General features: G+C 36.8%; 16 protein-coding genes. 3 read left to right on the forward strand and 13 right to left on the reverse strand.

The window, feature by feature from the left end:
- Positions 1-327 precede the first annotated feature (327 nt).
- Positions 328-462 (reverse strand): photosystem I protein PsaX, encoded by a 135-nt coding sequence (locus VB797_RS07630; protein WP_323237070.1) that lies wholly within the window; start codon positions 460-462, stop codon positions 328-330.
- 149 nt (positions 463-611) lie between these two features.
- A complete protein-coding gene (gene lipA / locus VB797_RS07635) occupies positions 612-1,484 on the reverse strand; it encodes a lipoyl synthase (RefSeq protein ID WP_323237071.1) in 873 nt (290 codons plus the stop codon).
- A gap of 518 nt (positions 1,485-2,002) precedes the next feature.
- Here lipA and VB797_RS07640 point away from each other — a divergent pair.
- On the forward strand, positions 2,003-2,593 hold the full coding sequence (locus VB797_RS07640) for a response regulator (RefSeq protein ID WP_323237072.1): 591 nt from the start codon (positions 2,003-2,005) through the stop codon (positions 2,591-2,593).
- Positions 2,594-2,888: 295 nt separating this feature from the next.
- Positions 2,889-8,552: a protein kinase domain-containing protein gene (locus tag VB797_RS07645; protein WP_323237073.1), complete on the forward strand. Its 5,664-nt coding sequence runs from the start codon at positions 2,889-2,891 to the stop codon at positions 8,550-8,552.
- A gap of 59 nt (positions 8,553-8,611) precedes the next feature.
- Here VB797_RS07645 and VB797_RS07650 read toward each other — a convergent pair whose 3' ends face one another.
- The 5 genes from VB797_RS07650 to uvrC form a co-directional block, all read right to left on the reverse strand.
- Complete coding sequence (locus VB797_RS07650) at positions 8,612-9,346, reverse strand: class I SAM-dependent methyltransferase (protein ID WP_323237074.1); 735 nt, start codon at positions 9,344-9,346, stop codon at positions 8,612-8,614.
- 108 nt (positions 9,347-9,454) lie between these two features.
- Positions 9,455-11,035, reverse strand: a complete 1,581-nt coding sequence (locus tag VB797_RS07655) for an NAD(P)-binding domain-containing protein (protein WP_323237075.1) — start codon at positions 11,033-11,035, stop codon at positions 9,455-9,457.
- Between the two features lie 112 nt (positions 11,036-11,147).
- Positions 11,148-11,861 carry a hypothetical protein gene (locus tag VB797_RS07660; RefSeq protein ID WP_323237076.1) on the reverse strand — a complete coding sequence of 238 codons (714 nt, stop codon included), beginning with the start codon at positions 11,859-11,861 and terminating at the stop codon, positions 11,148-11,150.
- Positions 11,862-12,823: 962 nt separating this feature from the next.
- Positions 12,824-14,377, reverse strand: a complete 1,554-nt coding sequence (locus tag VB797_RS07665) for an NAD(P)H-quinone oxidoreductase subunit N (protein ID WP_323237077.1) — start codon at positions 14,375-14,377, stop codon at positions 12,824-12,826.
- Between the two features lie 930 nt (positions 14,378-15,307).
- Positions 15,308-17,212 carry an excinuclease ABC subunit UvrC gene (uvrC, locus tag VB797_RS07670; RefSeq protein ID WP_323237078.1) on the reverse strand — a complete coding sequence of 635 codons (1,905 nt, stop codon included), beginning with the start codon at positions 17,210-17,212 and terminating at the stop codon, positions 15,308-15,310.
- Between the two features lie 482 nt (positions 17,213-17,694).
- Here uvrC and VB797_RS07675 point away from each other — a divergent pair, with 482 nt between their 5' ends.
- Positions 17,695-17,874 carry a hypothetical protein gene (locus tag VB797_RS07675; RefSeq protein ID WP_323237079.1) on the forward strand — a complete coding sequence of 60 codons (180 nt, stop codon included), beginning with the start codon at positions 17,695-17,697 and terminating at the stop codon, positions 17,872-17,874.
- A 3-nt stretch (positions 17,875-17,877) separates the two neighbouring features.
- Here VB797_RS07675 and VB797_RS07680 read toward each other — a convergent pair whose 3' ends face one another.
- From VB797_RS07680 to VB797_RS07705, 6 genes are all read right to left on the reverse strand, one after another.
- On the reverse strand, positions 17,878-18,297 hold the full coding sequence (locus VB797_RS07680; protein ID WP_323237080.1) for a response regulator: 420 nt from the start codon (positions 18,295-18,297) through the stop codon (positions 17,878-17,880).
- Positions 18,298-18,976: 679 nt separating this feature from the next.
- On the reverse strand, positions 18,977-19,513 hold the full coding sequence (locus VB797_RS07685; protein WP_323237081.1) for a hypothetical protein: 537 nt from the start codon (positions 19,511-19,513) through the stop codon (positions 18,977-18,979).
- Positions 19,514-19,744: 231 nt separating this feature from the next.
- Complete coding sequence (locus VB797_RS07690) at positions 19,745-20,947, reverse strand: LL-diaminopimelate aminotransferase (RefSeq protein ID WP_323237082.1); 1,203 nt, start codon at positions 20,945-20,947, stop codon at positions 19,745-19,747.
- Between the two features lie 106 nt (positions 20,948-21,053).
- A complete protein-coding gene (locus VB797_RS07695) occupies positions 21,054-21,386 on the reverse strand; it encodes a thioredoxin family protein (RefSeq protein WP_323237083.1) in 333 nt (110 codons plus the stop codon).
- A gap of 255 nt (positions 21,387-21,641) precedes the next feature.
- A complete protein-coding gene (locus VB797_RS07700) occupies positions 21,642-22,424 on the reverse strand; it encodes a PspA/IM30 family protein (protein ID WP_323237084.1) in 783 nt (260 codons plus the stop codon).
- Between the two features lie 167 nt (positions 22,425-22,591).
- The gene (locus VB797_RS07705) at positions 22,592-23,278 is read right to left on the reverse strand and encodes a PspA/IM30 family protein (protein WP_323237085.1); all 687 of its coding nucleotides are present in this window, start codon (positions 23,276-23,278) and stop codon (positions 22,592-22,594) included.
- Positions 23,279-23,365 lie beyond the last annotated feature (87 nt).

The raw sequence follows: 23,365 nt of genomic DNA on the forward strand, positions 1-23,365 counted from the left end.
TGAGGCGAAAAGATTCCAAAGCAGATCGGCGCACCTTACCCAGTTTAAATTCAAACTAATCCCTATTAGGGATTAAAACGCACTGATTTACTCTTAACCCGCGCAGGCGGGTTTTGCTTGTGTAGCAGCGGTTTCAACCGCCGAATTAGAACTGTAATTATGTTACCTGTGCGTAAACCCATCACATTCATTACACAAAACAATCAAAATTTGTAGTAAGTGACCCTAGCCCCTGATTTAAGGACTAAAGTCCTTACTACAAACAATTACTTCCATTTCACCCCAAATTGAGCATAAATGTGAAGCAATTGTCCCAGCTTTCCTGAATTAAGGATTAAGAACGTGAAAGTAAATTGCCGCTACCAAGAAATTACCAGCCAATAAAATAGCGCTGATTAATGTGCGGTAAGGGAAAGGGGCTTTAGCACCCGATTGAGCAACATCTGCACCAACTTTAGCCATAATCGTTTTTCTCCTAAATCTAAGGGCTTCTTACACAAATACCAAAAAGATGTCGTTTTTCGTGAAATTCGTTAGAAAGATTTTCATTAATTGCTCAAAAGTCCTAAACGCTCTGTTTTCTACTCAACATGACTTCTGTAGATAGTTGACTATTCCACAGCGGCATGGTAAGAGCTACGAACTAAAGGCCCGGATCGGACGTGAGAAAATCCCATCTGACGTGCTATCGTACCCAATTCCTCAAACTCTTCTGGAGTCCAATATTTTTGCACGGGTAAATGTTCTAACGATGGTCGCATATATTGACCGATTGTTAGGCGATCGCACTCTACATTACGCAAATCTTGCATCGTCTCGATAACTTCTTCGACGGTTTCACCATGTCCCAACATCAAGCCGGATTTTGTAGGAATATTCGGGTCGATTTGCTTAACTATTTGCAGAACTCGTAAAGAGCGATCGTATTTTGCTCCCCGACGCACGGGACCTTGCAAACGTCGCACTGTCTCGATATTATGGTTGTAACAAGCTGGCTTTGCTAAAGTAATTATTTCTATTGGCTGCACTTCTCCGTAAAAATCGGGAGTCAGTACCTCAATTTGAGTAGAAGCATTGAGTTGACGAATACTCTCCATAGTTTTGACAAACCAACTCGCACCTCCATCAGCTAAATCATCACGAGCTACAGAAGTTAACACCACATAGCGCAATCCTAAAAGCTGTACCGCTTGTGCGACTTTTAATGGTTCTTCCGGGTCTAAAGCCATTGGTGCATGACCTTTATCTACTTGACAAAAAGCACATGACCTAGTACAAGTCGGTCCCATTAATAGGAAGCTGGCAGTTTTTTGTGAGTAGCATTCTCCCCGATTTGGGCAACGTCCTTCTTCACAAATTGTGTGAATTTGCCGCTGTTTAATAATCTGCTGAACCGTCGAGATTTCGCTGGCTTTACCAATAGGACGACGCAACCACGATGGTATTCCCATATCCGATCTAATAGAAGCTTTTGAGGAAGTCATAGCAATATGCGGTATTGATTTGAAATAATCCAGGTAATTCGAGATGAACTTATATCAAACTCCTATTCTTACCGTAATTCAAACTAGAAACAACTTCAAAATTCATTATTGCTGCTGGATTTCTTAGATAAAGAGATTTGAAATCATCATGTCTTATCTAATTGCGTGCGTAGGTCTTAATACTCATATTTATAATTTATTTATAGTTGAATCGTCATTTATACACGCAACAATTAATTAAATTACCGATAAAACCTTACCATTTGCTGGTTGATTAATTTCCTTTATCGATTACTAAAACCTTACGGACAAAGGAAAACAGACTTTAGAACAAGCTATGAAATGAATCAGTAATACTCAGAATAATATGTTTTATATACCACACTGCTAATTGCTATTTTCGCGGAAAATACTCTCCCCCAATTAATATACATTTTGGATATAGTGGGATAACTCTAGTATGCGTTCCCGGCGAAAACGCCATTTTAAACCTAAATTATCTTTTAGAGCGAAACATTGTGGCAAATAATAAAATTTTAGTTATTGATGATACTACAGTCGTCAGGGTGAAAGTACGAGAAATGTTACCTCCAGGCAACTTTCAGGTGCTAGAAGCCAAGGACGGCTTAGAGGGACTTAACTTAATCCGCAAAGAAAAATTTAGTTTGATTATGCTGGATTTCCTCTTGCCGAAAATGAGTGGCTGGGAGGTTTACCAAGAAATCCAGGCTCAGCCAGATTTAAGAAAAACCCCTTTGGTTGTAATGTCAGGACGTAAAGAAGAAGTTACCGAAAAAATTTCCGAACCTTTCGAGCATTTTGAATTTCTCAACAAACCCTTTGACCAAAAGCAGCTAATTAGCTCAATTAAAGCAGCAATGGCTAAAGCGAAACAACCGCGAATGCAACCCGTTGCGGCTGCTGTTGCTAACGGAAGTAATGGAACTAATGGTAACGGAACTAACGGAACCGCATCTGCTGAATACCCTAACTCCGAGACAGAAATACATACACTTAACGAACAAATGGCAAAAATGCAGGCAGAAATTGACGGCTTGAAAAAACAGCTAACTCAAGTAGTTGCGTATATCAAACAAAAGATGAAATAACAAAAACTTAAACGTAAAATTTATGTTCAATTATTAGCCTGTTTAGACGGGCTTTTTTATTTGGCTAAAATTTAAATTCCAATTTCGATTTAAATCTAATCAAACCTACACAAACATAAATTAGCTGCATTTATGTGAACGGTAACGAACATATAATCTCTTTAGATTTTTATTTATTAAGATTTTAATCTAAATAGCACATTTCTATGTCTTTTAATATTAAGGATGATACTTCAACTAACTTGATGGGAACAATATAAAAAAGAAGCGCGAATAGATTAAAAACGGCAAAACAATGCTTTTATCATCACAAAAACTTCCCACTATTTCTGGTTACAGCATCACAGAGCAAATTTATTCAAGCAGCCAAACTATTGTTTACAGAGGAGTTAGAGTAAAAGATCAAAAACCCGTCGTCATTAAACTGATGCGAATCGAATATCCAACTTCCCAGGAAATCATCAAGTTTCGGCATCAGTATTTTATTACTCAAAATTTAGATGTACCCGGTATTATCAAATCTTACAGTTTAGAAAACTATGGGAAAAGCTATGCTTTGATAATGGAATTTGGGGGAATTTCGCTTAGGGATGAAATGGCTAGTTGGGATTCTGAGAAAATACGTAAAAAACCTGACTTCCTGAATTACTTTCTCGATATTGCCATTAAAATAGCGTCGGCTCTCGATCAATTACATCACTACCAGATAATTCACAAAGATATTAAACCAGATAATATTCTCATTAATCCGATTACCAAAGAAGTAAAAATCACTGATTTTAGTATCGCTTCCATTTTACCTAGAGAAGTTCAATTTATTACCAATCCTGATGTTTTAGAAGGAACGCTAGCCTATATCTCTCCCGAACAAACCGGAAGAATGAACCGGGGTATTGACTATCGTAGCGATTATTATTCTTTGGGTGTGACTTACTTTGAATTACTAACCGGAGAGTTACCTTTTAGTAATGACAATCCGTTAGAGTTGATTTACTCCCATATTTCTAAACAGCCACCAGTTGACAAAATTATTAACTATAATCCTGAGATCATATCTAATATTATTTGTAAATTGATGGCAAAAAATGCCGAAGAACGTTATCAAAGCGCCTTTGGATTAAAACACGATTTAGAATTATGCCTGAAAGATTTACAAAACAATAAGAAAATAGAATTTGAGTTAGCAACAAAAGATATTTCCGACCATTTTATCATACCTGAAAAACTTTACGGTAGAGAAACAGAAGTTAAAGAATTGCTTGCTGCATTCGATAGAGTCATCAATCCTCCCCAACATCATCTGGAAAAATCAGAAGTAACTAAAGGTGTAGAGTTATTTTTGGTTAAAGGTTATTCCGGAATGGGTAAAACCGCTGTGGTAAATGAAATCTACATACCTGTTCTTAGAGAAAAAGGTTACTTTATTCAAGGAAAATTTAACCAATTACAGCGAGATATTCCCTTTTCAGGATGGGTAGAAGCTTTAAGTAGTTTAATTCAGCATTTACTCAGTGAAAATGATACTCAAATTGAACAATGGAAAACTAATATTATCTCTAATTTAGGCGACCAAGCCCAAGTAATAGTTAATTTAATTCCCGCATTAGAAGTGATAATTGGACAGCAGCCAAAACCAGCAGAATTATCTGGAGTTGCGGCTCAAAATAGGTTAAATTTCTTATTTCAGAAATTCATAAATATTTTTGCAATTAGAAAACATCCTTTAGTGATATTTTTAGATGATTTGCAATGGGCTGATGCGGCTTCTTTAAGTTTGATCCAGCTATTAATGAGCGGTAACAGTACGATCAAAAATTTACCAATTAAGCAGAATAAATTGGGTATTCAAATACCTAATTTTAAACCCGCTAATATAAATGAAAATGATGATGCTCTGCTATTGATTGGGTCTTATAGAGACAACGAAGTTTCGATGACGCATCCACTTTATTTTACAATCGGAGAAATAAAGAAAAATAAAGTAAGAGTTAGTTCTATAAATCTAGAACCATTAAATCAAAACGAGTTGGGTATTTTACTTGCAGAAACTCTTAAATGTGAAATAGATAGTGTTATTTCATTAACTCAAGCAGTATTTGCTAAAACCAAAGGAAATCCGTTTTTTATTCACCAATTCCTCAAGACCTTATATAAAAATCGAGCAATTAAATTCAACCATAAAATTGGTGTTTGGGAATGTGATGTTGCCGATGTCAGAAAATTAGCTCTTACAGATGATGTTGTTGAATTTCTAGCACTTCAGATCAAAAGACTACCAACATACAATCAGAAATTATTGAAATTTGCTGCCTGCATTGGCAATAAATTTGACCTAAAAACTCTTTCTACAATGAATGAAACCCATCCTAACGATACGATAACAGAGTTGTGGGATTCTGTACTAGAAGGATTAGTTTTACCGATTGATGAAATTGATTTATCAAATCAAGATGACGCAACAACAGCATTGATTATAGATAGCGATCGCGATAACCAAATATCGTTAGGTCATTGTCAAGCAAGTCACTTCAAATTTATCCATGACCGGGTTCAGCAAGCCGCTTATTCTTTGATTCCCGAATCAGAAAAACAACAAATTCATTTGGATCTAGGAAAACTGCTGTTAGATAAAACTTCTGCTGAATTATGGGAAAAAGATATTTTTGGAATTGTCAATCAGTTCAATAAAGCATTGGAATTAATCGACGCTCAGCAAGAGCGCAACGAGTTAGCAAAAATGAACTTGATAGCTGGACGAAGTGCTATATCAGCAACAGCTTATCAACAAGCATTAAAGTATTTAACTACTGGAAGAGAACTACTAATTTCAGACTGTTGGGAGACAGAATACGAGTTAAGTTTGGGTTTACATGAAGCATTAGCAGAAATTACATATCTAACGGGTGATTTTCAGGCTTCGGAAGAGTTTGTAGAAGTAGTGCTGACACAAGCTAAAACACTATTAGAAAAAGTCAAAGTTTATGAAATTAGAATTCAAGCTTATGGAGCGCAAGGTAAAGCAATAGAAGCAGTTAATACAGCGTTAAAAGTACTTAAACAGTTAGGAATCGAATTTCCCGAAAATCCCAATCAATCTGATGTTGAGCAAACTATGGGACAAATGGCATCAAATTTTGCAGGAAGGGAGATAGAAGAATTAGCCGATTTACCAGAAATGACAGAAGCCGAACCGCTAGCAGCGATGCGTATTCTTTCGAGTGCGATTACGCTTGCTTATCAGGTTGCTCCTAAACTTATGCCATTATTTTGTATTAAACAAATAAACTTATCGCTTAAGTATGGAAATGCTCCCCTTTCAGCTTTAGCATACATTATCTACGGATTAATTTTATGTGGAATAGTAGGAGATATTGAAGCTGGCTATAAATTTGGGAATCTAGCTGAAAGCTTAGTAAATAAGTTTCAGGGAAAAGAAGTATCTGTTAAGGTTTTGGGAACATTATCTCAACATATAAAACCTTGGAAGTTCCATATTAGAAATACATTTCAACCTCTGCAAGAAATTTACTTTAATGGAATAGAGGTAGGAGCTTTAGAATTCGCGGCTTATGCTTTGAATGCTTATTGCTACCATGCATATTTTACGGGGACAGAATTAAACTCTCTTACGGAAAAAACAAATGATTTTAGTAATGCTATCTATAAAATAAAACAAAATAGAATCTTCAACTGGAATGAAATTTACAGACAAAATATTTTAAATCTACAGGGTTATACTAATAACATATGCGATTTAGTTGGCGAAGCATATAATGAAAAAGAAATGCTGCCAATACATCTTAAAGCAAATGATGGAATAGCACTTATACACCTGTATTTATGTAAATTTCATTTGTGCTATTTGACGGGTGCTTATACGAAAGCACTAGAAAATTCTGCTGAAGCAAAAAAATATTTATATGCAGGAGTAGGAATGCAAGTAACTCCTCAATTCTACTTATACGATTCCTTGACGCGCCTAGCATTATACCCTGAAATTACCGAATCAGAACAACAAGAATTTCTGAAACAAGTAACAGCTAACCAAGAAAAAATGCAACACTGGGCAAATCATGCTCCCATGAATTTTCTACATAAATTTCATTTAGTAGAAGCAGAAAAAAATAGTGTTTTAGATAAAAAAATAGAAGCAATGGAATTATTTGATTTAGCTATTTCTGGAGCTAAAGAAAACGAATATATCCATGAAGAAGCATTAGCTAACGAACTTGCTGCTAAATTCTATCTAAAATGGGGTAAGCAAAAAATAGCCAAAGCTTATCTTGATGACGCTTACTATGGTTACATTCGCTGGGGTGCAAAAGCTAAAGTAAAGGATTTACAACAACGCTATCCTCAATTACTTACTCATATTCCTTTAAACGACAAAACCGATTCTCGTTCCGAGAAGCACAATCCCCTCAGCGAAGCTGCACCTCTACCTGAAATTAGTCATAACAAAAGCATCTCTTGCTCTAATACGACTATTTCAGCATATTTAGATTTTGAATCAGTGATTAAAGCTTCTCAAGCACTTTCCGAACAAATAAAACTAGATGAGTTACTTTCTACATTAATGGAAGTAATCATGGAGAATGCAGGAGCTTCTAAATGTGCCTTGATTTTAAGTAAAAACACAAATTTAGAACTAACTGCAATTAGCTGCAATTCTAACACCTCTTCTATTTCCACGGAATTACCATCTATACCCTTAGAATCCAGTAACAATGTTCCAGTACGTTTAATAAATTACATCAAACGTACTAAGGAAAGCATATTAGTAGATGATGCTAATACTCAAAACTTTTTACTTACTGACAGCTATATTATTCGTGAAAAACCTAAAAGTATATTGTGTATTCCGATTATTAATCAATCCAAATTGTTCGGAATTCTTTACCTTGAAAATAAGTTAACGGCAGGAGTCTTTACTAAAAATCGCATCAAGCTTCTAAATTTAATTGCGAATCAAGCTGCAATTTCACTTAAAAATGCGATTCTTTACAATAACTTGACTGAAGCTAAAGAAGAATTAGAGAATTACAATCAAACCTTAGAAGAAAAAGTTGCCGAGAGAATTCAAGAAATTGATGATAAAAGTCAAAGGTTAAAAAAAGCTTTACAAGACTTACAAAGTACGCAATCTCAATTAATTCAAACTGAGAAAATGTCTAGTTTAGGACAAATGGTAGCAGGAATTGCCCATGAAATTAATAATCCAGTGAATTTTATTCATGGCAATATTAATCATGCTAGTCAGTACGTTCAAGACTTGCTGGATTTGATTACTATTTATCAGCAAGAAAATACTAGTTCTGACTCTATTGTTGCCAAAAAAGCTTCAGAAATTGATTTGGATTTTATCCTCGAAGACTTACCCAAACTCCTAAAATCAGTAGAAATAGGAACTTCACGTATTCGTCAAATTATTTTAGGCTTACGTAACTTCTCTCGCTTAGATGAAGCAGAAATGAAATGTGTAGATATTCATGAAGGAATAGAAAACACTTTAATGATTTTACAACACCGATTTAAAGCAAAAGATAATCGTCCTGAAATTCAAGTCATTAAAGAATATGGACAACTACCTCAAATTAATTGTTATGCAAGTCAACTCAATCAGGTGTTTATGAATATCCTCAGTAATGCAATCGATGCACTGGAAGATTCACAAACAAAGCGTAAAACAAATGAAAATTTGGCAATTCGTATTGTTACAGAAATAGTAAACTCAAATACGGCAAGAATTAAAATTTCAGATAACGGTTCTGGAATTGAACAAAAAGTTCAGCAGAAAATATTTGACCCGTTTTTTACTACTAAGCCTGTAGGAAGTGGTACCGGATTAGGTTTATCAATTAGCTATCAAATTATTGTAGATAAACACAAGGGTCAATTGATTTGTAATTCTACAGTGGGAGAGGGAACTGAATTTTTGATTGATATACCGATGAAATAAGATAAAAAAGACGCAGGAATACTGCGTCTTTATATTGATAAATTGATTCAACAACAAATTTATTTATGTTTCATCGCAGCGTAAAATGTTGGAACCTTGGGATAATTTCCATCTGGAAGTGGAAAAGCAATATGAAGATAATCTTCTCCAGATTCTAATACTTCAAAGTCGCGAAATAAATTTACTATGTCTTCTAGTGCAACAGTTCCGGGTCTTATCCCATGTTCAAGTACAATGTTCATTTCTTCAGGGAGCTTTCCATACTTTTCTCTTACAGAATTCCAGTAATTTATTGCATTCGCACCCAACTCGATGAGATAAATAATACCCTTATTGCCTAATAGTATTTGCAGAGATTTAGCAAATTCAGAACGCTTATCTACCGGGATATGATGAAAACCTGTTCTCATATAAATATTGACATCACCAATTTCAGAATGAAGTGCTTCTGCTTGTTCGGGTTTCAAAGCATCGAGTACGCGGTATTCTATATTTGGGGCATTATGCTTTGCTTTAGCCATTTTCACAGCACTTTCAGAAACATCGATTCCAATTACTTTTGTAAAATAATTTGCAAGAAAACGAGTTTGCGTACCGTTTCCACAAGCAAAGTCAATTAAAGGGAATTGAGAATCCATCTTATTTTTGAAACGAGGTAAATCCCGATCTGCTGCTAATTCAGGTTTGCAATCCCAAAAAATAGGATTAGATAACTCAGAAGTTCTATTCCAATAGGATTCCCAAGCAGAAGAAGTATCTATGTTTAACTTCTCTTCCAAAATTACTTTGTCCATGACTTAATTAGACCTCAAAGATGGATAGTTGAACTAGATATTTAACTAAGAGAAAAATTATTCTCCAAAGCTCTTGTAAACTAACTTCTAATTTCCTTTAGTACTTTATTATGCTACTTGCAATCGAATAGTTTGCGCTGATAGCTGATGGGACAAGAATTTTAGCAATGGTTTAGTATGTACATCTTCTAACCATTCACTGTTTATATCTTCAATAACATGATGTTCTGCTACCAATTTGTTACTACGGAAACAACGAATTATGGGATGTAAATTAGGACTTAAACTGGCTCTTTCTACATCATCTTTGTGAATCCGCTCAACAGCAAATGGATCTGGACTGGCAAATATGACATCAAGTCCAAATTCTAACGTTATAGTATAATAATTTTCTTGTAGACCTAAATCACTGTTATGTACATAGTCAGTAGGGATATCTTTGTAATATTGTGCCTTTTTATCATTTTGAGAAATCACAATAAGGTCGCATAAATAGCCTGTTTGCTGCCATAAAGCTGAGCTTTGATTTACTCTTTGAATAATAGTCTGAACTAATTTTTCAGGGATCAAGTCAATGATTTGGCAGGGCAATTGTTGATTATGGTATTTACGTTCTAATATATGATGCAGCGCTCGAATATTGTAACGGAATCCATGAATAAACCCAGACTGTTTTTTCTTATAATCCCGCATATGAGTCAATATTCCAACAAAATATAAGTCTTTGATATTGGCTGATTCCCATTCACTCGTTTGCTGAGGGAAGCGGTCATTAATAACCAAATTAGGTTTACATGATTCGTCAAAAATAGAATCATCAAAGCGGAATCCAGTACATACGATTACACGGTCATAAACTAAATCTTCTACCTCTTCATTTGCATATCTGTAGGAAAAATTTACAATATATTTACCATCAATTGACTTAATTCTTTCTACATTTGCATTTATAATTACATTCTGTGATTTCAGTTGATAAGTATCAAGAAAATTATTATTAACCGCTCGTAAATGTCCAACATATTTAGTCTTCCATGCCATTGTCACTGGGGTAGGACTAGCTATATGGATAAGTGAAGCTGTTGCAACTAAATTATCGGCAGTTTCAAAACCTGAGTTTCCTTTACCAATAATTAATACCCGTTGATTGGCAAAGTCTTCTGGATTGACAGATACATCTGTATAGTTTTCAGCTAACTCTATTCCAGGAATGTCTGGAACATATGGTTTACTAGAACCAGTAGCTATAATTAAACTATTAGCTAGATAAACATTACCGTTACTGTCTATCACCATAAATTTATCATTTTTGGCGACTTTAACAACTTGGCAATTATATTTAATATTGAGGTTAAAGTGACTAGCAAAGTCATTTAGATATCTAATCAAATCATCGGTATGCGGAAAATAATCTCTGCTGTAATTCTTAAACAGCATTTCTTCACTATCACTTAATAGAGAATTCCAATCCCAACGAAGGTTTATTTCAGAGTCTTCATACCCCGTATACACTTTGTTAATTGAAATTAATTTCTTATGTCTGGGAAATTTGTTGAAATAATTTCCTGCTTGACTACCAGCTTCAAGAATAAGATAATTGCGATTAGCTTTTCCCAGATAATAACCAAGCTGTAATCCAGCCGGTCCTGCACCAATAATTAAGTATTCTAATTCAGCAATTACTTTCATGAATTTTGTTTCCTAATTTTTTGATTACACCTAACCAGCAAGCCAAAGAGAACTTTGTACTTAATCTCACAACACCGTATTAAGAACATTTTAGTGACCCTACTAAAACTTTCTAAGCAGATTTAGCAAATTTATCTATTTTATGTGTTTGTGCATATAAAAGAAGTGAATTAGTTAATTCAGTAAACAGATCAAATATATTTTCTGCTAATCCCAAATAGTAGTTGATATTTTCTTGTGTAAATTCAATTTCTTCCATAAATTGATTTATCTCGGATAAACCGATAACGTGACCATTTTCTACAGATAAGTGAACGTCTCCAAAATATAATAGATTTTTGTTGTTTGTTTTTTTTAATTCTTGACTTACTGATACTGCTATTGAACTTAAAACATGACCTGTTGCTTCTATAACTTCAATCACTACTAGCTTTTGGATAGTAGAAGCTTCAAAAGTATATCTGTAAAGTTCATATATAACCCAACGTGGAATTCTTGTTTCTTCACTCCATAAGAATCTTAAAGCATCGTTAAACTCTAAAGATCTATTCATTTCTAATTTCTTAATATCTTCTAAGAACCATAACCAATGATGGTCATCTTCACGAGTATGCTGATTTATAATTTTCTGTACTGGATCGTTCGTTTTATTATCTCGAAATACATTTTTATTCAATTCTGCAAATCCCATTGCAAAAGGAGCTGCACAAGGTGTCCAAGCCAAACGTTGCCGAGGATCTATACTTGTATCTCGCATATACTCAAATAATGGCAACTTCGCAAACTCCTGCTTCTTCATCTCAATATGTGCAAGAATTTCTTTCATTTCTAATACTCCTTAATTTGAACTATTTAATTACCAAAAACTAAAACAACGCAGCAACGTTTTACAGTTTTAACTACTGTTTTACTGTTGGATTAGCTCTTAGTAAATTAACCTTCTTAAGTATCTTTAAATATTTTCTGGGTATTCAAAACCGTAAATATATTTAATTATCAGTCACATTTAATTTTCAAGTTTACAAAGTATTAATTAATTTTTAATCAATAAATTACACTTACTAATTAGTAAATTATCTAACTAGATTTACACCTAATACTGTATGCTTTGCTACTAACTAGAGAATCAAAAGATTTTGCAAAATACTATAAAATCGTTAACTTACCTAATCCATAAAAGTTACTTGTATAAATTAATCAATAAGAATAGCTAATTACAGTAAAAACAATTCAGACTATTTACTACATACACACTAAATATTATTACTGTTAAGTCAACAAAACATGACTTATTTTTTAACTGAAGTTTTGCTTGAATTCTAATTTTAAAGGCTTAAAAGGCTGTCAAACATCTTTAATGCTTATGAAATCAAGCTAAAATAACACCTTAAATATTTGTGTATCATTTTTTTACGTCAAGTTATTAAGCTAATAATATGCTGTTAATAATAGCCCAGTTGATGGATGACATTTTTACCAAAATATAATATCAGCCTTGAGATAGAAAATATTTTGATTGATATATATCTTTTAATAGATGCATTATTATTGACGGATTATGATATGTAAAAATGTTTACGAATACTGTTGGCAGAAATCCGATTTCAGTGAGTTAAGATTCATATAAAATAAAATTGATATGCTTAATCTATTATTCAACTCACGGCAAAAAAAAAGGCTGTCCGCGAGTGGAACAGCCATTTAATATGAACGAGAAATAAATCCGATCGCCACACTCAGCCATCATTTACGAAAAATCATTTTCAAACTCCTTCTCGTAAATACCGATTAAGGTTGCTGACTTGGAACTACACTGACTTGAGCGTTTTCTTGCATCGATCGCTGCAACATAGGAGTGTTAGCTACAGAATTATTCGCCAAGGTAAACAAAGGATTTGATAAAATTCCAGCTATGGAAGTGGCAATTAAAGTTGCTATCAAACCGATTTGCAAAGGTCTTAACCCAGGTAAATGCCAATTGATTGGGGGATAATTCTTGACTGCATCGGACATTTCTTGAGGTTCTTTTACTACCATCATCTTGACGACGCGAATGTAATAGTAGATAGAAACCACACTGGTAACTAACCCCAGCAAAACTAATCCATAAAGTCCTGCTTGCCAACCAGCCCAGAACAAGTAAATTTTACCAAAGAACCCAGCCAAAGGAGGAATACCCCCCAAGGAAAGCAAAGAAAGACTTAATCCTAAAGTCAACAGCGGGTCTTTCTGATATAAACCGGAGTACTCGGTAATTTGATCGGTTCCGGTCCGCAGGGAGAACAAAATCACGCAGCTAAAACCACAGAGGTTCATAAACAGGTAAACTAGCAAGTAAAATATCATGCTGGAGTATCCTGCTTCTGTACCGGCAATCAAGCCAATCATCACAAAGCCAGCTTGAGCAATCGATGAATAAGCTAGCATCCGCTTCATGCTGGTTTGAGCAAGAGCGACCACATTACCCAATATCAGGCTCAATACCGCTAAAGCAGTAAACACAAATCTCCACTCATCAGCGACGAGGGGGAAAACTGTTGTTAACAAGCGGATAGCTAAAGCAAAACCCGCAGCTTTGGAACCTACAGATAAAAAAGCAATAACCGGAGTCGGTGCGCCTTCATATACATCCGGTGTCCACTGGTGAAAAGGAGCCGCAGAAATTTTAAAGCCGATACCAGCAATTACAAATACTAAGGCAATTACTATACCCAAGGACTGACCCAGGTTTGCCGCTGCAATACCATTGGCGATCGCACTTAGCTCAGTTTGTCCCCCGGATAAACCGTATAGTAAAGAAACACCATACAAAAATACAGCCGTACTCGAAGCACCAATCAATAAATATTTTAGTGATGCTTCATTAGAGCGTGGGTCGCGCTTAGTATAACCTGTCAATAAATATGAGGAGATACTCAGGGTTTCCAAGGAGATGAAAATCATCACCAACTCGTTAGCTCCTGATAGAAACATCGCTCCCAAAGTAGCTGTAAGCAAAATAGCGATAAACTCTGCTAATGCCGTACCACTTTGTTCGACGTAGCGAATTGACATCAAAATAGTAACGACGGCAGACAGAGCAATAATACCGCGAAATACAATACTAAGGTCATCGCCGTTAAAGGCACCAAGGAATGAGATGGGATTAGTATTGTCCCATTGAAAATACAAAGCCACCACTGAAGCAAGTAAACCTGCTACCGCTAGATATCCAATCCAGCGCGCGGAAGAACGTCCCAAAATCAAATCTACTATCAAAACCCCTAAGAAGGTGACGATTACAATCCCCTCCGGTGCTATCGTTCCAGCATTTAACTGGGATGCGAGATTAACAAAATCCATGAGATATATAGGTTTCGACTATTAGACGGGAAGACTAACTCTGTTAATTCTATTGTTTTTTCCCAAATATTCATCACTTACCTATAGCGATCGAGGGAAATTTTTTATTTAATTAACTATAGTGAAACTTTAGTACTACTTTGAGCTAATTGGGAAGTACTAGTGGTCTATTGCATTAAATCTGACTGGTTTTCATCACAACCCGTCGGTGGTTGAAAACCCCGTCTAATAGCGAAAGTCCTATAAATAGGACTGAAATACAAACCGTCAAAATTAAGTAGTACTCCACCACATTAGTTATGAGGGGTCATGGTAGTGCGAGCGTCCCGCTCGCTGGTTGCTTTTACTCGCTAGCTAATTGTAACGAGCGACCAAGACGCTCCCACTACGAAAATTTTATCCATCAAAATTAATGTGGCGGAGTAGTAGTACCCGACCACATAAGTTATGAGGAGTTATGGTAGTGCGTTCACGAAGTGTGCGCGAAGCGCAAGCGTCCCGCTCGCTGGTTGCTTTTAGCTCGCTAGCTAATTGTAACGAGCGACCAAGACGCTCCCACTACGAATTTCTTACCCCTCAAAATTAATGTGGCGGAGTAGTAGTACCCGACCACATAAGTTTTGAGAAGTTATGGTAGTGCGTTCACGAAGTGTGCGCGAAGCGCAAGCGTCCCGCTCGCTGGTTGCTTTTAGCTCGCTCGTTACCATCAGGGAGCAAGATGCTCCCACTACGAATTTCTTACCCCTCAAAATTAATGTGGCGGAGTAGTAGTGGTCTATTGCATTAGTTATGAAGGGTAAAATTTTAGTCCTCTGAAGAGGACTTATGCTATTAGTCCGGGAATTGCATTCCCGGACGGACTGGGATAAAAACGCATCAGAACTATTAAAATTCTCTTCTCCCCCTGCCTGCACTCACCCATCAAATATGTCAAATTGGTGAAGTATTAGAATGCATTTCACTATTAGGGTGAAAATAATCGTAAATTTCTTGTGCTAAACGTGGCCCAATTCCGGAAACTTCCGCGATTTGAGCGGGTGTTGCTAAGCGGATGTAATCGATGGAACGAAAATGAGCTAGTAGCTGCTGTTGCCGATTGTGTCCCAAACCGGGAATTTCATCTAAGCGCGATCGCCGTAGTTTTGCAGTTCGCTGTTGACGGTGGAAGCTGACGGCAAAACGGTGTGCTTCGTCGCGTAAACGTCGCAGTAACTGGACTCCGGGCTGTTCGGCTTCTGTTTCTAAAGGTATGGATTCTCCGGGTAGGAATATTTCTTCTCGTCGTTTCGCAAGACTGACAACTCGCAGGTCTTCTAATAAGTTCATTTCTTGTAAAACTGCTACGACGGCAGATAGTTGTCCTTTTCCACCGTCTATCATGACTAAATCGGGAAAATCTGGATTACCGACTCGCTGCAATTTTGGGTCTTCGATGTATTTACGAAAGCGTCGTCCGATAACTTCAGCCAAGGAAGCAAAGTCATCAGAATGACCGATTGTAATGTCGGGATTTCTAATTTTATAACGGCGATAGTGCTGTTTTGCTGGTAAACCATCGATAAATACTACCTGGGAAGCTACCGCATTGGAACCTTGAATATGAGAAATATCGTAACCTTCGATGCGGTGTGGTAAATCCGGTAAATCGATGATGGCTGCTAAATCTTGCAGCGCTGCTCGATCGCGATCGCCTAGTTTTTGCACTCTTTGCAATTCATAGTTGGCGTTTCGCTCTACCATTTCAATTAGTTCTGCCTTAATTTGACGCTGGGGAGTTATTATAGATACCTTTTTCCCTTTACGCTGCGTCAACACTTCCGCCAAAATTTCCGCATCGGGTAAATCGTGCTGGACTATAATTTCTGTTGGTATTTCTACTGAGTCGGCAGTTTGATAGTGTTCTTCTAATACTCGCTGTAAAATAGCTCCAGCTTCTGCTTGTGCGTCAGCGATAAATGCTAATCTTCCGACTAATTGTCCGGCGCGAATCTGAAATAATTGAATACAAGCGTGTTTTTCGTCTGCGGCTAAAGCTATGGCATCGCGAGAAACAGTATCATCTGGTAAGGATACTTTTTGATCGGCATTCAAGGACTTCAACCCGGCGATTTGGTCGCGCATCCGCGCCGCTGTTTCAAAGTTTAAATCTTCAGACGCTTGATGCATCTGTTGGGTAAGAGTATCAATTAATTCAGAAGTCCGACCTTGAAAAACCATCGCTACTTTTTGGACGATTTTGCTATATTCAACAGGTGTAACCAATTGTTGACAGACACCAGGACACCTTCCCAAATCGTAATTTAAACAAGGTCTGTCCTTAAATAGCGGTTGCGGTCGCTGTCGTAAAGGAAATATTCGTTTACACAAATGCAATATTCCCCGCAACAAGCGAGAATCGGTATAAGGACCGTAATACTTATCCTTTTCCTTACCGAGTCTGCGTTTACGAGTAATAAAAATCCGTGGATATTCCTCAGACCAAGTGATACAAACGTAGGGATACTTTTTATCATCCTTGAGCAGCACGTTGAAATATGGCTGATGCTGCTTAATCAAGTTTGCTTCTAAGGCTAACGCTTCTGTTTCAGTATCGGTGACAATAAACTCAATATCCGTCACCAATCTCACCATCATCGCAATGCGATCGCTTAGTTTTTGCGACTCCCGGAAATAAGAACGAACTCGCGATCGCAATTTTAGCGATTTCCCGATATATACGATCCGGTCGGTTCCATCCCGCATCAAATAAACCCCCGGTTCTGGGGGAATCTCCTTCAAACGATTTTCCAGAAGTTCTGGATTCTTAAGCAGCGGTATTTGAGTAGATTTTGTCACAAATCAAGCAAATAAAATTTTACTAACCGACTCTCTACTATTTTAGATAAAATCGCTGGTCGTTTGACGCGGATTTGGTTTTTTCTTGTTGTTCGATTTCTTCTCAATTAACTATAAAGTCTTTAAGTACCGGATGAGATTCTTTTAAACTTACGATTAAGTAGGAGATGTAGATTTTAGTAGATTTTATTTTTAGTCAAAATAGCTCAACTTACCCCTTCTCTTCGTCAAATCTCAATATTCGAGCGAGCGATCGTAATCAATTCGTTATACTCGCTCAAGTTAGATAAGCAAAATTCCCGATCTGATCAAAATCCCTCAATATTAAGGAAATTAACGGATTTATTGACTTTGCTCAATGATTATCATTGGTATAAATAGAGCTTACGCATTTACGACCAACTCATGTATAGTTTGAGATTGCTTGGGCTTGTTTGCGTGTTAGTTACAATTCGTTCAAAGAAATATTTTAGGAGAAAGACATGAATTCGCAAGACTTTGAATCTCAGTATCGTGAAGCTATGAATGAAACACTCAATGAACTCCAATCTGCCATTTTACTTTTAGCACAAGCTCAACGTAAAATTTCTATAATTGGTTCGTCTGTACAAAATTTGAGCCAAAGTGTAGAAGAATATCTAATTAATCAAAAGTCTGAATAAGGATTATGTTTGATGACAGAATAATTCTTTTTTAATAGCTTGGGTAAGTTCGGTGAGAATTACAGGTTTAACAAAATAGTGACGAACACCTAAATCTATCGCTCGTTTATAATCCGATTTAAAAGCTAAACCTGAAACTACAATTACAGGAATTTTAGCAGCTTGTGTTTGCTGCATTTTTTCTAGCAGCAAGTAACCGTCAATATCTGGCAATTTCAAATCTAATAAAATCAAATCCGGTTGAAAAGTATCTACTGTAGAGAAAAAATTTGAGCCATTAGTTAAGCTTTTAACTTCGTATCCACAAAAATTTAAACAATCCCTCAGTAACATCCGATTAGCATCATTATCTTCAACTAACAAAACTCTTTTTATTGGATGTAACTTTAATTGCTGCTCTACTCTGATTAGCTGCACTGCCATTTTCACCTATGAACTTAGGTTACAAGTCAATGATTCGTAAAAGAATAAAATATATCATTTCTAATCGGACTTTTTAAAAATAAAGATATAGACTCATGAAAAATTGAATTAGTCAAGAATTATCTATCAGCTTTCTTTAGCCTCATTATCATTTATACTTATCCATAATAGCTTAAAACACAAACTTAAGACAAAGTTAAACTAATCTTTAACTTTAAGCGAAATTTTTATGATATTAATTAATATTTTTTTAAGAATACGTGAGTTAACATGGTTCTTCAGTACACAGTATGCTAAATATGTGACCAAAAGCTTTCCATGCTTACCATATAAAGGCAATTGGATTTTTAACTCGATATTACTGATAGATATTGCTTTTTATTACTCTTCCCTATTCCCTATTACGGTTTAGTTAACAATATTTAAGCATTTTTAGATAGTTACAAATTTAATTGATAGTATTTGCGAAAACCTGTATCAAAGCTTACCTTTGCTTTACTGAAATAGACTAGTAAATCAAAATTGGTACATAGCTTTAGAAATATAAAATTGCGATCAAAACTTTATAGTCAATACTTAATTAATGTCTTGAGCAGATAACAGGAGTATGAATTATGATTAAAAGTTAGTCAAATTGTTAATCATAATTCGAGTAATAAAGTCGAAAATACGCTACTTATTATTTATAGCTGTTTTTTGCCGAGCGGTGCTTTGCAGCAAATACACAGAATGCGATCAATCCCAACATTGCAGAAGGTTCGGGGACTTTCTTTCTTTGAGAAATACCAGATTGCCAAACAGTAGTATAAGGATTTAAATTTGATTGCTGTTCGTTCTCCGATGGAGTAAATTCAGTTTGATATATTATGTGCTTAATTCCGTTTGCCGGAGTTTTCACTTTCACACTTTCAGCAGCATGAATTAATTTTATGCTGTTTTGGGCTTTTTGAAACAATAGATTATTTAAGGTATTTTTACGATCATCGCTTTTAAATTGATTGCATAAATCTAATTCGGGAGAAGATATACAATTTTCCAGATTGTTCTCCACCTGTATCTGAGAGAAAGTATCTTTACTATCTGCTAACGCTTGGTTATATAGAGTTCTTATTAAATCTTTTTCAAGTGAACTTGCTTGTGCTGGGGCTGTAGCGCTGACGCTAATTATCGTACCAAGTAATGCGTAATTACGAACTTTTTTTATAGTTGTTGTCATGGATACAATCGTTCCTTAAAAACTAAAAAACAAGTAATTGATACCCCCTTAATCTTGAGAGCAATTACATTACTTTTGAAGGATATTTAATCCGATAAAAATAAGTATATTACCTCAAAATATTCAAATAAATGATGCACAGTTCCGAGTAATACCACGCTCAGTTTAACGCGGTACTACTGTAATTGCCGATACAAGTTAATTAATTTTGTCTCAATCTTAAATAAAGATTTAATAAACCGACTGCAAGAATTGGGATATCCGATCCACAGCGGTCTCTAATACAGGTGTTTCATGCACCAACGCAAAGCGCACATAACCTTCCCCAGACTTACCAAAACCGGCTCCAGGGGAAGCTGCAACGCCCGTATTTTCAACTAAAGAACGGCAAAACTGTATAGAATCTTTATTCCAAGGTTCTGGTAACTTTGCCCAAACATACATTGTTGCTTTTGGCACAGGTACCTGCCATCCGATGCGGTGCAGACCGTCAACAAAAACATCGCGGCGTTTTCGGAAACTATCTACAGCCGATTGAACTCCTGATTGCGGGCCATTTAAAGCGGCGATCGCACCATTTAAAATTCCCCGGTACTGATTAAAGTCAACTACTGCTTTCACCCGACGTAAAGCCCCAATCAAATGGCGGTTCCCAATGGCAAAACCGATGCGAAAACCGCCCATGTTATAGGACTTAGACAAAGTAAAAAACTCAATTGATACGCTTTTTTCTAAGTCAGCCTGCAAAATTGAAGGAACAACTGACTTGAGATTAGTGCTTGCTTGTGCTTCTCGTGTAAAAACTAAATCTACATAGGGGAAATCATGAACCAGAACAATATCGTGCTGCTGACAAAAAGATACAGCTTGTTCAAAAAAAGATAGCGGTGCAGTAGCAGCAGTAGGATTGTGAGGATAACTTAATACCATCATCCGCGACTGCGCTAATACTGGTGCAGGAATTTCCTCAAATACAGGCAAAAAATTGTTTTCTTCCCTTAAAGGCATAGCATAAATTTGACCAGAGGCTAAGTAAACTCCCCCAGCGTGGGAAGGATAGCCTGGGTCAAGTAATAAAGCAAAATCCCCAGGATTTAAAACAGCTAAAGGTAAATGTGCTGTCCCTTCTTGAGAACCAATTAGGGGTAGCACTTCAGTTTCAGGGTCTACCGAAATTTCAAATCGCTGCTCATACCACTCTGCGGCTGCTCTCCTAAACCCTTGGGTTCCATGAAACAACAAGTAACCGTGAGTGCTTTTGTCATCCAAAGACTTGGCGATCGCTTCGATGACATGACTCGATGCTGGTAAATCGGAAGACCCTAAAGACAAGTCAATTAACTGACGACCATTAGCCAAAGCTTTAGCCTTGGCTACATCCATATCTGCAAAAACATTGGATTGCAGTGGTTCTAAACGCTTCGCAAATTGCATTTTTAATCTTAGCTGTTTGTTAGTTATTAGTTGCTAGTTTTTCGCTTGTTGATCTTCTAAATTATCATTCACCAACCACTATCTACTAACTTATAACAACTATCCATTAGCTACTTAAATGGTTATCTAATAAGCTCATCAATTTTTCTTTATTAACAACCCCCTCGCTAGAGGCTAATATTTTATCTCCTTGAATGAGTCGCAAAGCAGGTACACCTTCCACCTGATATTGCTTAACTGAAAGTGGATTAGGGTCAACTTCCATTTTGACAACCTTGAGCTTGTCGCTATATTTTGCAGCAGCAGCACTAACCGCTGGGGACATTAGCTGACAAGGACCGCACCAAGAAGCCCAAAAGTAAACTAATACTGGTTGCTCGGCTTGCAGTACTTCTTGATCAAAATCTGCATCATTAATATTGATTACACCTGCGCTCATTTTGGTCTCCATTTAATAGCATCTTTGAAGATCGCATAAATCAAATGTATCCCAATATGCCCTTCTGTAACTACTGACTGTGGGAAGAGGAGGGACAAGGGGACGGAGAGATGGGGAGATTGGGAGATGGGGAGAAATCCAATTACCAATTCGCAATTCGCAATTCGCAATTACCAACTCGCAATTAATTGCAAAAATCCCACAACCAATACGGCTGTGGGACAATTTTAAATAATTAGCGAAAAGTATAAACAATTACATCTGGTCTAATTCTTTGCGTAATGAATCTAATTCCGCATCTACTGGTTCGCTTTTATTCTGGTTTTGCTTAGTGTCAGTTTGTTCTGGTAGTTGGGGTTGGCTTGCTGTTCCGCTTCCAGGTAGACTCATTTGCGCTTTTAAAGCAGCTAATTCATCATCGACACCGCTACCTGCTTCTAACTGTGCAAATTGACTTTCTAAGTCGGCTCCAGTTATTTCTGCTGCTGATTGAGCGCGTGCTTCTTGCATCAAAACTTTTTCTTCCATGCGCTCGAATGCAGCCGTTGCACCGCTGGTATTCATCCCGTTGACCATTCCTTCGAGTTGCTCTTGCGCTTTGGCTGCTCTGACTCGCGCTTTGAGCATATCTTTCTTGGTTTTCGCTTCAGAAATTTTGCTCTCCAGCTGCATTAAGCTGCGCTTGAGAGTATCAACTTGAGCGGTTTGCTGGTCTAAACTTGTTTTAAGACTATTTCCAGTATCAGTAAAAGATTTCTTGCGCTCCAAGGCTTGACGAGCTAGGTTTTCGTCGCCTTTTTGCAACGCTAGCATCGCATTACGCTGCCACTTGTTAAGTTCATTGTTAGCGTCGTTGTACTGCTTCTCAGTCCGTTTTTGAGCAGCGATCGCTTGAGCCACCCCTTGACGCAAGCGCACCAGGTCTTCTTGCATCTCGATGATGGCTTGGTCGAGTATTTTTTCCGGGTCTTCGGCTTTGCTCACTAAGTCGTTGAGGTTAGCACTGACTACTCGTTTTACGCGGTCAAACAATCCCATAATTTTTTTCCTCTTGAGATTTACGCTCTAGCAATAAAAAGTTAGGTTTTTTACTACTTATATAGTTACCTATTTCAAATGTAATCTTACTCTTCTCTAATAGTCCCTGTTGTAAGCCTCAATTTTCAAAATAAATGTTACAGGCTTTGTAATAAAATTTCATGTAACTACTGGGGAGGTTGTTGTTCTGGCTTACTACTTGGTAGTTGTGCTTTCATTGCCGAAAGTTCGGCATCTACATCATCACTGTCTGCCAAGCTAACAAATTTATCTTCTAATTCATCTGTACCAGATATGGCGATCGCGTCTTGTTTGGCTTCGAGTTCTAAAAGTTTGTCTTCCATCTTTTCAAACGCTTTAAGCGAACTGGTATTACCAACATCACCAAGCATTTCTTGAAGTCGCAAAGAAGCTTCAGCAGAACGAACGCGAGCAATATACATATCTTTTTTGGTTTTAGCCTCAGAGATTTTTAACTCTAAAGACTGCATATCTTTTTTAAGTTTAGCTACTAAAGTTTTTTGTTGCCCAATTTGTTCGGTAAAACCTGTTGCAGTTTCTTGGTAAGCTTTGCGTTTGGTAAGGGCTTCTCGCGCTAAAACCTCATTACCCTGCTGCAAAGCCATTTGAGCGCGACGATACCATTCCTCTGCTGTAGATTGAACCTGAGCCGCTTGTCGTTCGGTGCGTTTTTGAGTGGCGATCGCCTGCGCTACTCCTTGTCGCATCTGCACCAAATTTTCCTGCATCTCATAAACGGTTTGTTCCAAAATTTTCTCTGGATCTTCCCGTGCAGCCGTCCAACTATTCACATTTGAACGAAATAAGCGCCCGATACGCTCAATCAGCCCCATAAGTTAAATCTCCATTTTTTCAGTTATCAGTTCTCAGTGAGCAGTTATCAGCTATCAGTTATCAGCTAAACATTAGAATAAAAGGAA

It is taken from the genome of Rivularia sp. UHCC 0363, from assembly GCF_034931125.1.
Lineage (GTDB): Bacteria > Cyanobacteriota > Cyanobacteriia > Cyanobacteriales > Nostocaceae > Rivularia.

What these genes read in the sequence shown, in the direction of transcription:
- VB797_RS07630 (WP_323237070.1), bottom strand. Translation starts at nt 462, where the DNA reads ATGGCTAAAGTTGGTGCAGATGTTGCTCAATCGGGTGCTAAAGCCCCT.
- lipA (WP_323237071.1), bottom strand. Translation starts at nt 1,484, where the DNA reads ATGACTTCCTCAAAAGCTTCTATTAGATCGGATATGGGAATACCATCG.
- VB797_RS07645 (WP_323237073.1), top strand. Translation starts at nt 2,889, where the DNA reads ATGCTTTTATCATCACAAAAACTTCCCACTATTTCTGGTTACAGCATC.
- VB797_RS07650 (WP_323237074.1), bottom strand. Translation starts at nt 9,346, where the DNA reads ATGGACAAAGTAATTTTGGAAGAGAAGTTAAACATAGATACTTCTTCT.
- VB797_RS07655 (WP_323237075.1), bottom strand. Translation starts at nt 11,035, where the DNA reads ATGAAAGTAATTGCTGAATTAGAATACTTAATTATTGGTGCAGGACCG.
- VB797_RS07660 (WP_323237076.1), bottom strand. Translation starts at nt 11,861, where the DNA reads ATGAAAGAAATTCTTGCACATATTGAGATGAAGAAGCAGGAGTTTGCG.
- VB797_RS07665 (WP_323237077.1), bottom strand. Translation starts at nt 14,377, where the DNA reads ATGGATTTTGTTAATCTCGCATCCCAGTTAAATGCTGGAACGATAGCA.
- VB797_RS07675 (WP_323237079.1), top strand. Translation starts at nt 17,695, where the DNA reads ATGAATTCGCAAGACTTTGAATCTCAGTATCGTGAAGCTATGAATGAA.
- VB797_RS07680 (WP_323237080.1), bottom strand. Translation starts at nt 18,297, where the DNA reads ATGGCAGTGCAGCTAATCAGAGTAGAGCAGCAATTAAAGTTACATCCA.
- VB797_RS07685 (WP_323237081.1), bottom strand. Translation starts at nt 19,513, where the DNA reads ATGACAACAACTATAAAAAAAGTTCGTAATTACGCATTACTTGGTACG.
- VB797_RS07690 (WP_323237082.1), bottom strand. Translation starts at nt 20,947, where the DNA reads ATGCAATTTGCGAAGCGTTTAGAACCACTGCAATCCAATGTTTTTGCA.
- VB797_RS07695 (WP_323237083.1), bottom strand. Translation starts at nt 21,386, where the DNA reads ATGAGCGCAGGTGTAATCAATATTAATGATGCAGATTTTGATCAAGAA.
- VB797_RS07700 (WP_323237084.1), bottom strand. Translation starts at nt 22,424, where the DNA reads ATGGGATTGTTTGACCGCGTAAAACGAGTAGTCAGTGCTAACCTCAAC.
- VB797_RS07705 (WP_323237085.1), bottom strand. Translation starts at nt 23,278, where the DNA reads ATGGGGCTGATTGAGCGTATCGGGCGCTTATTTCGTTCAAATGTGAAT.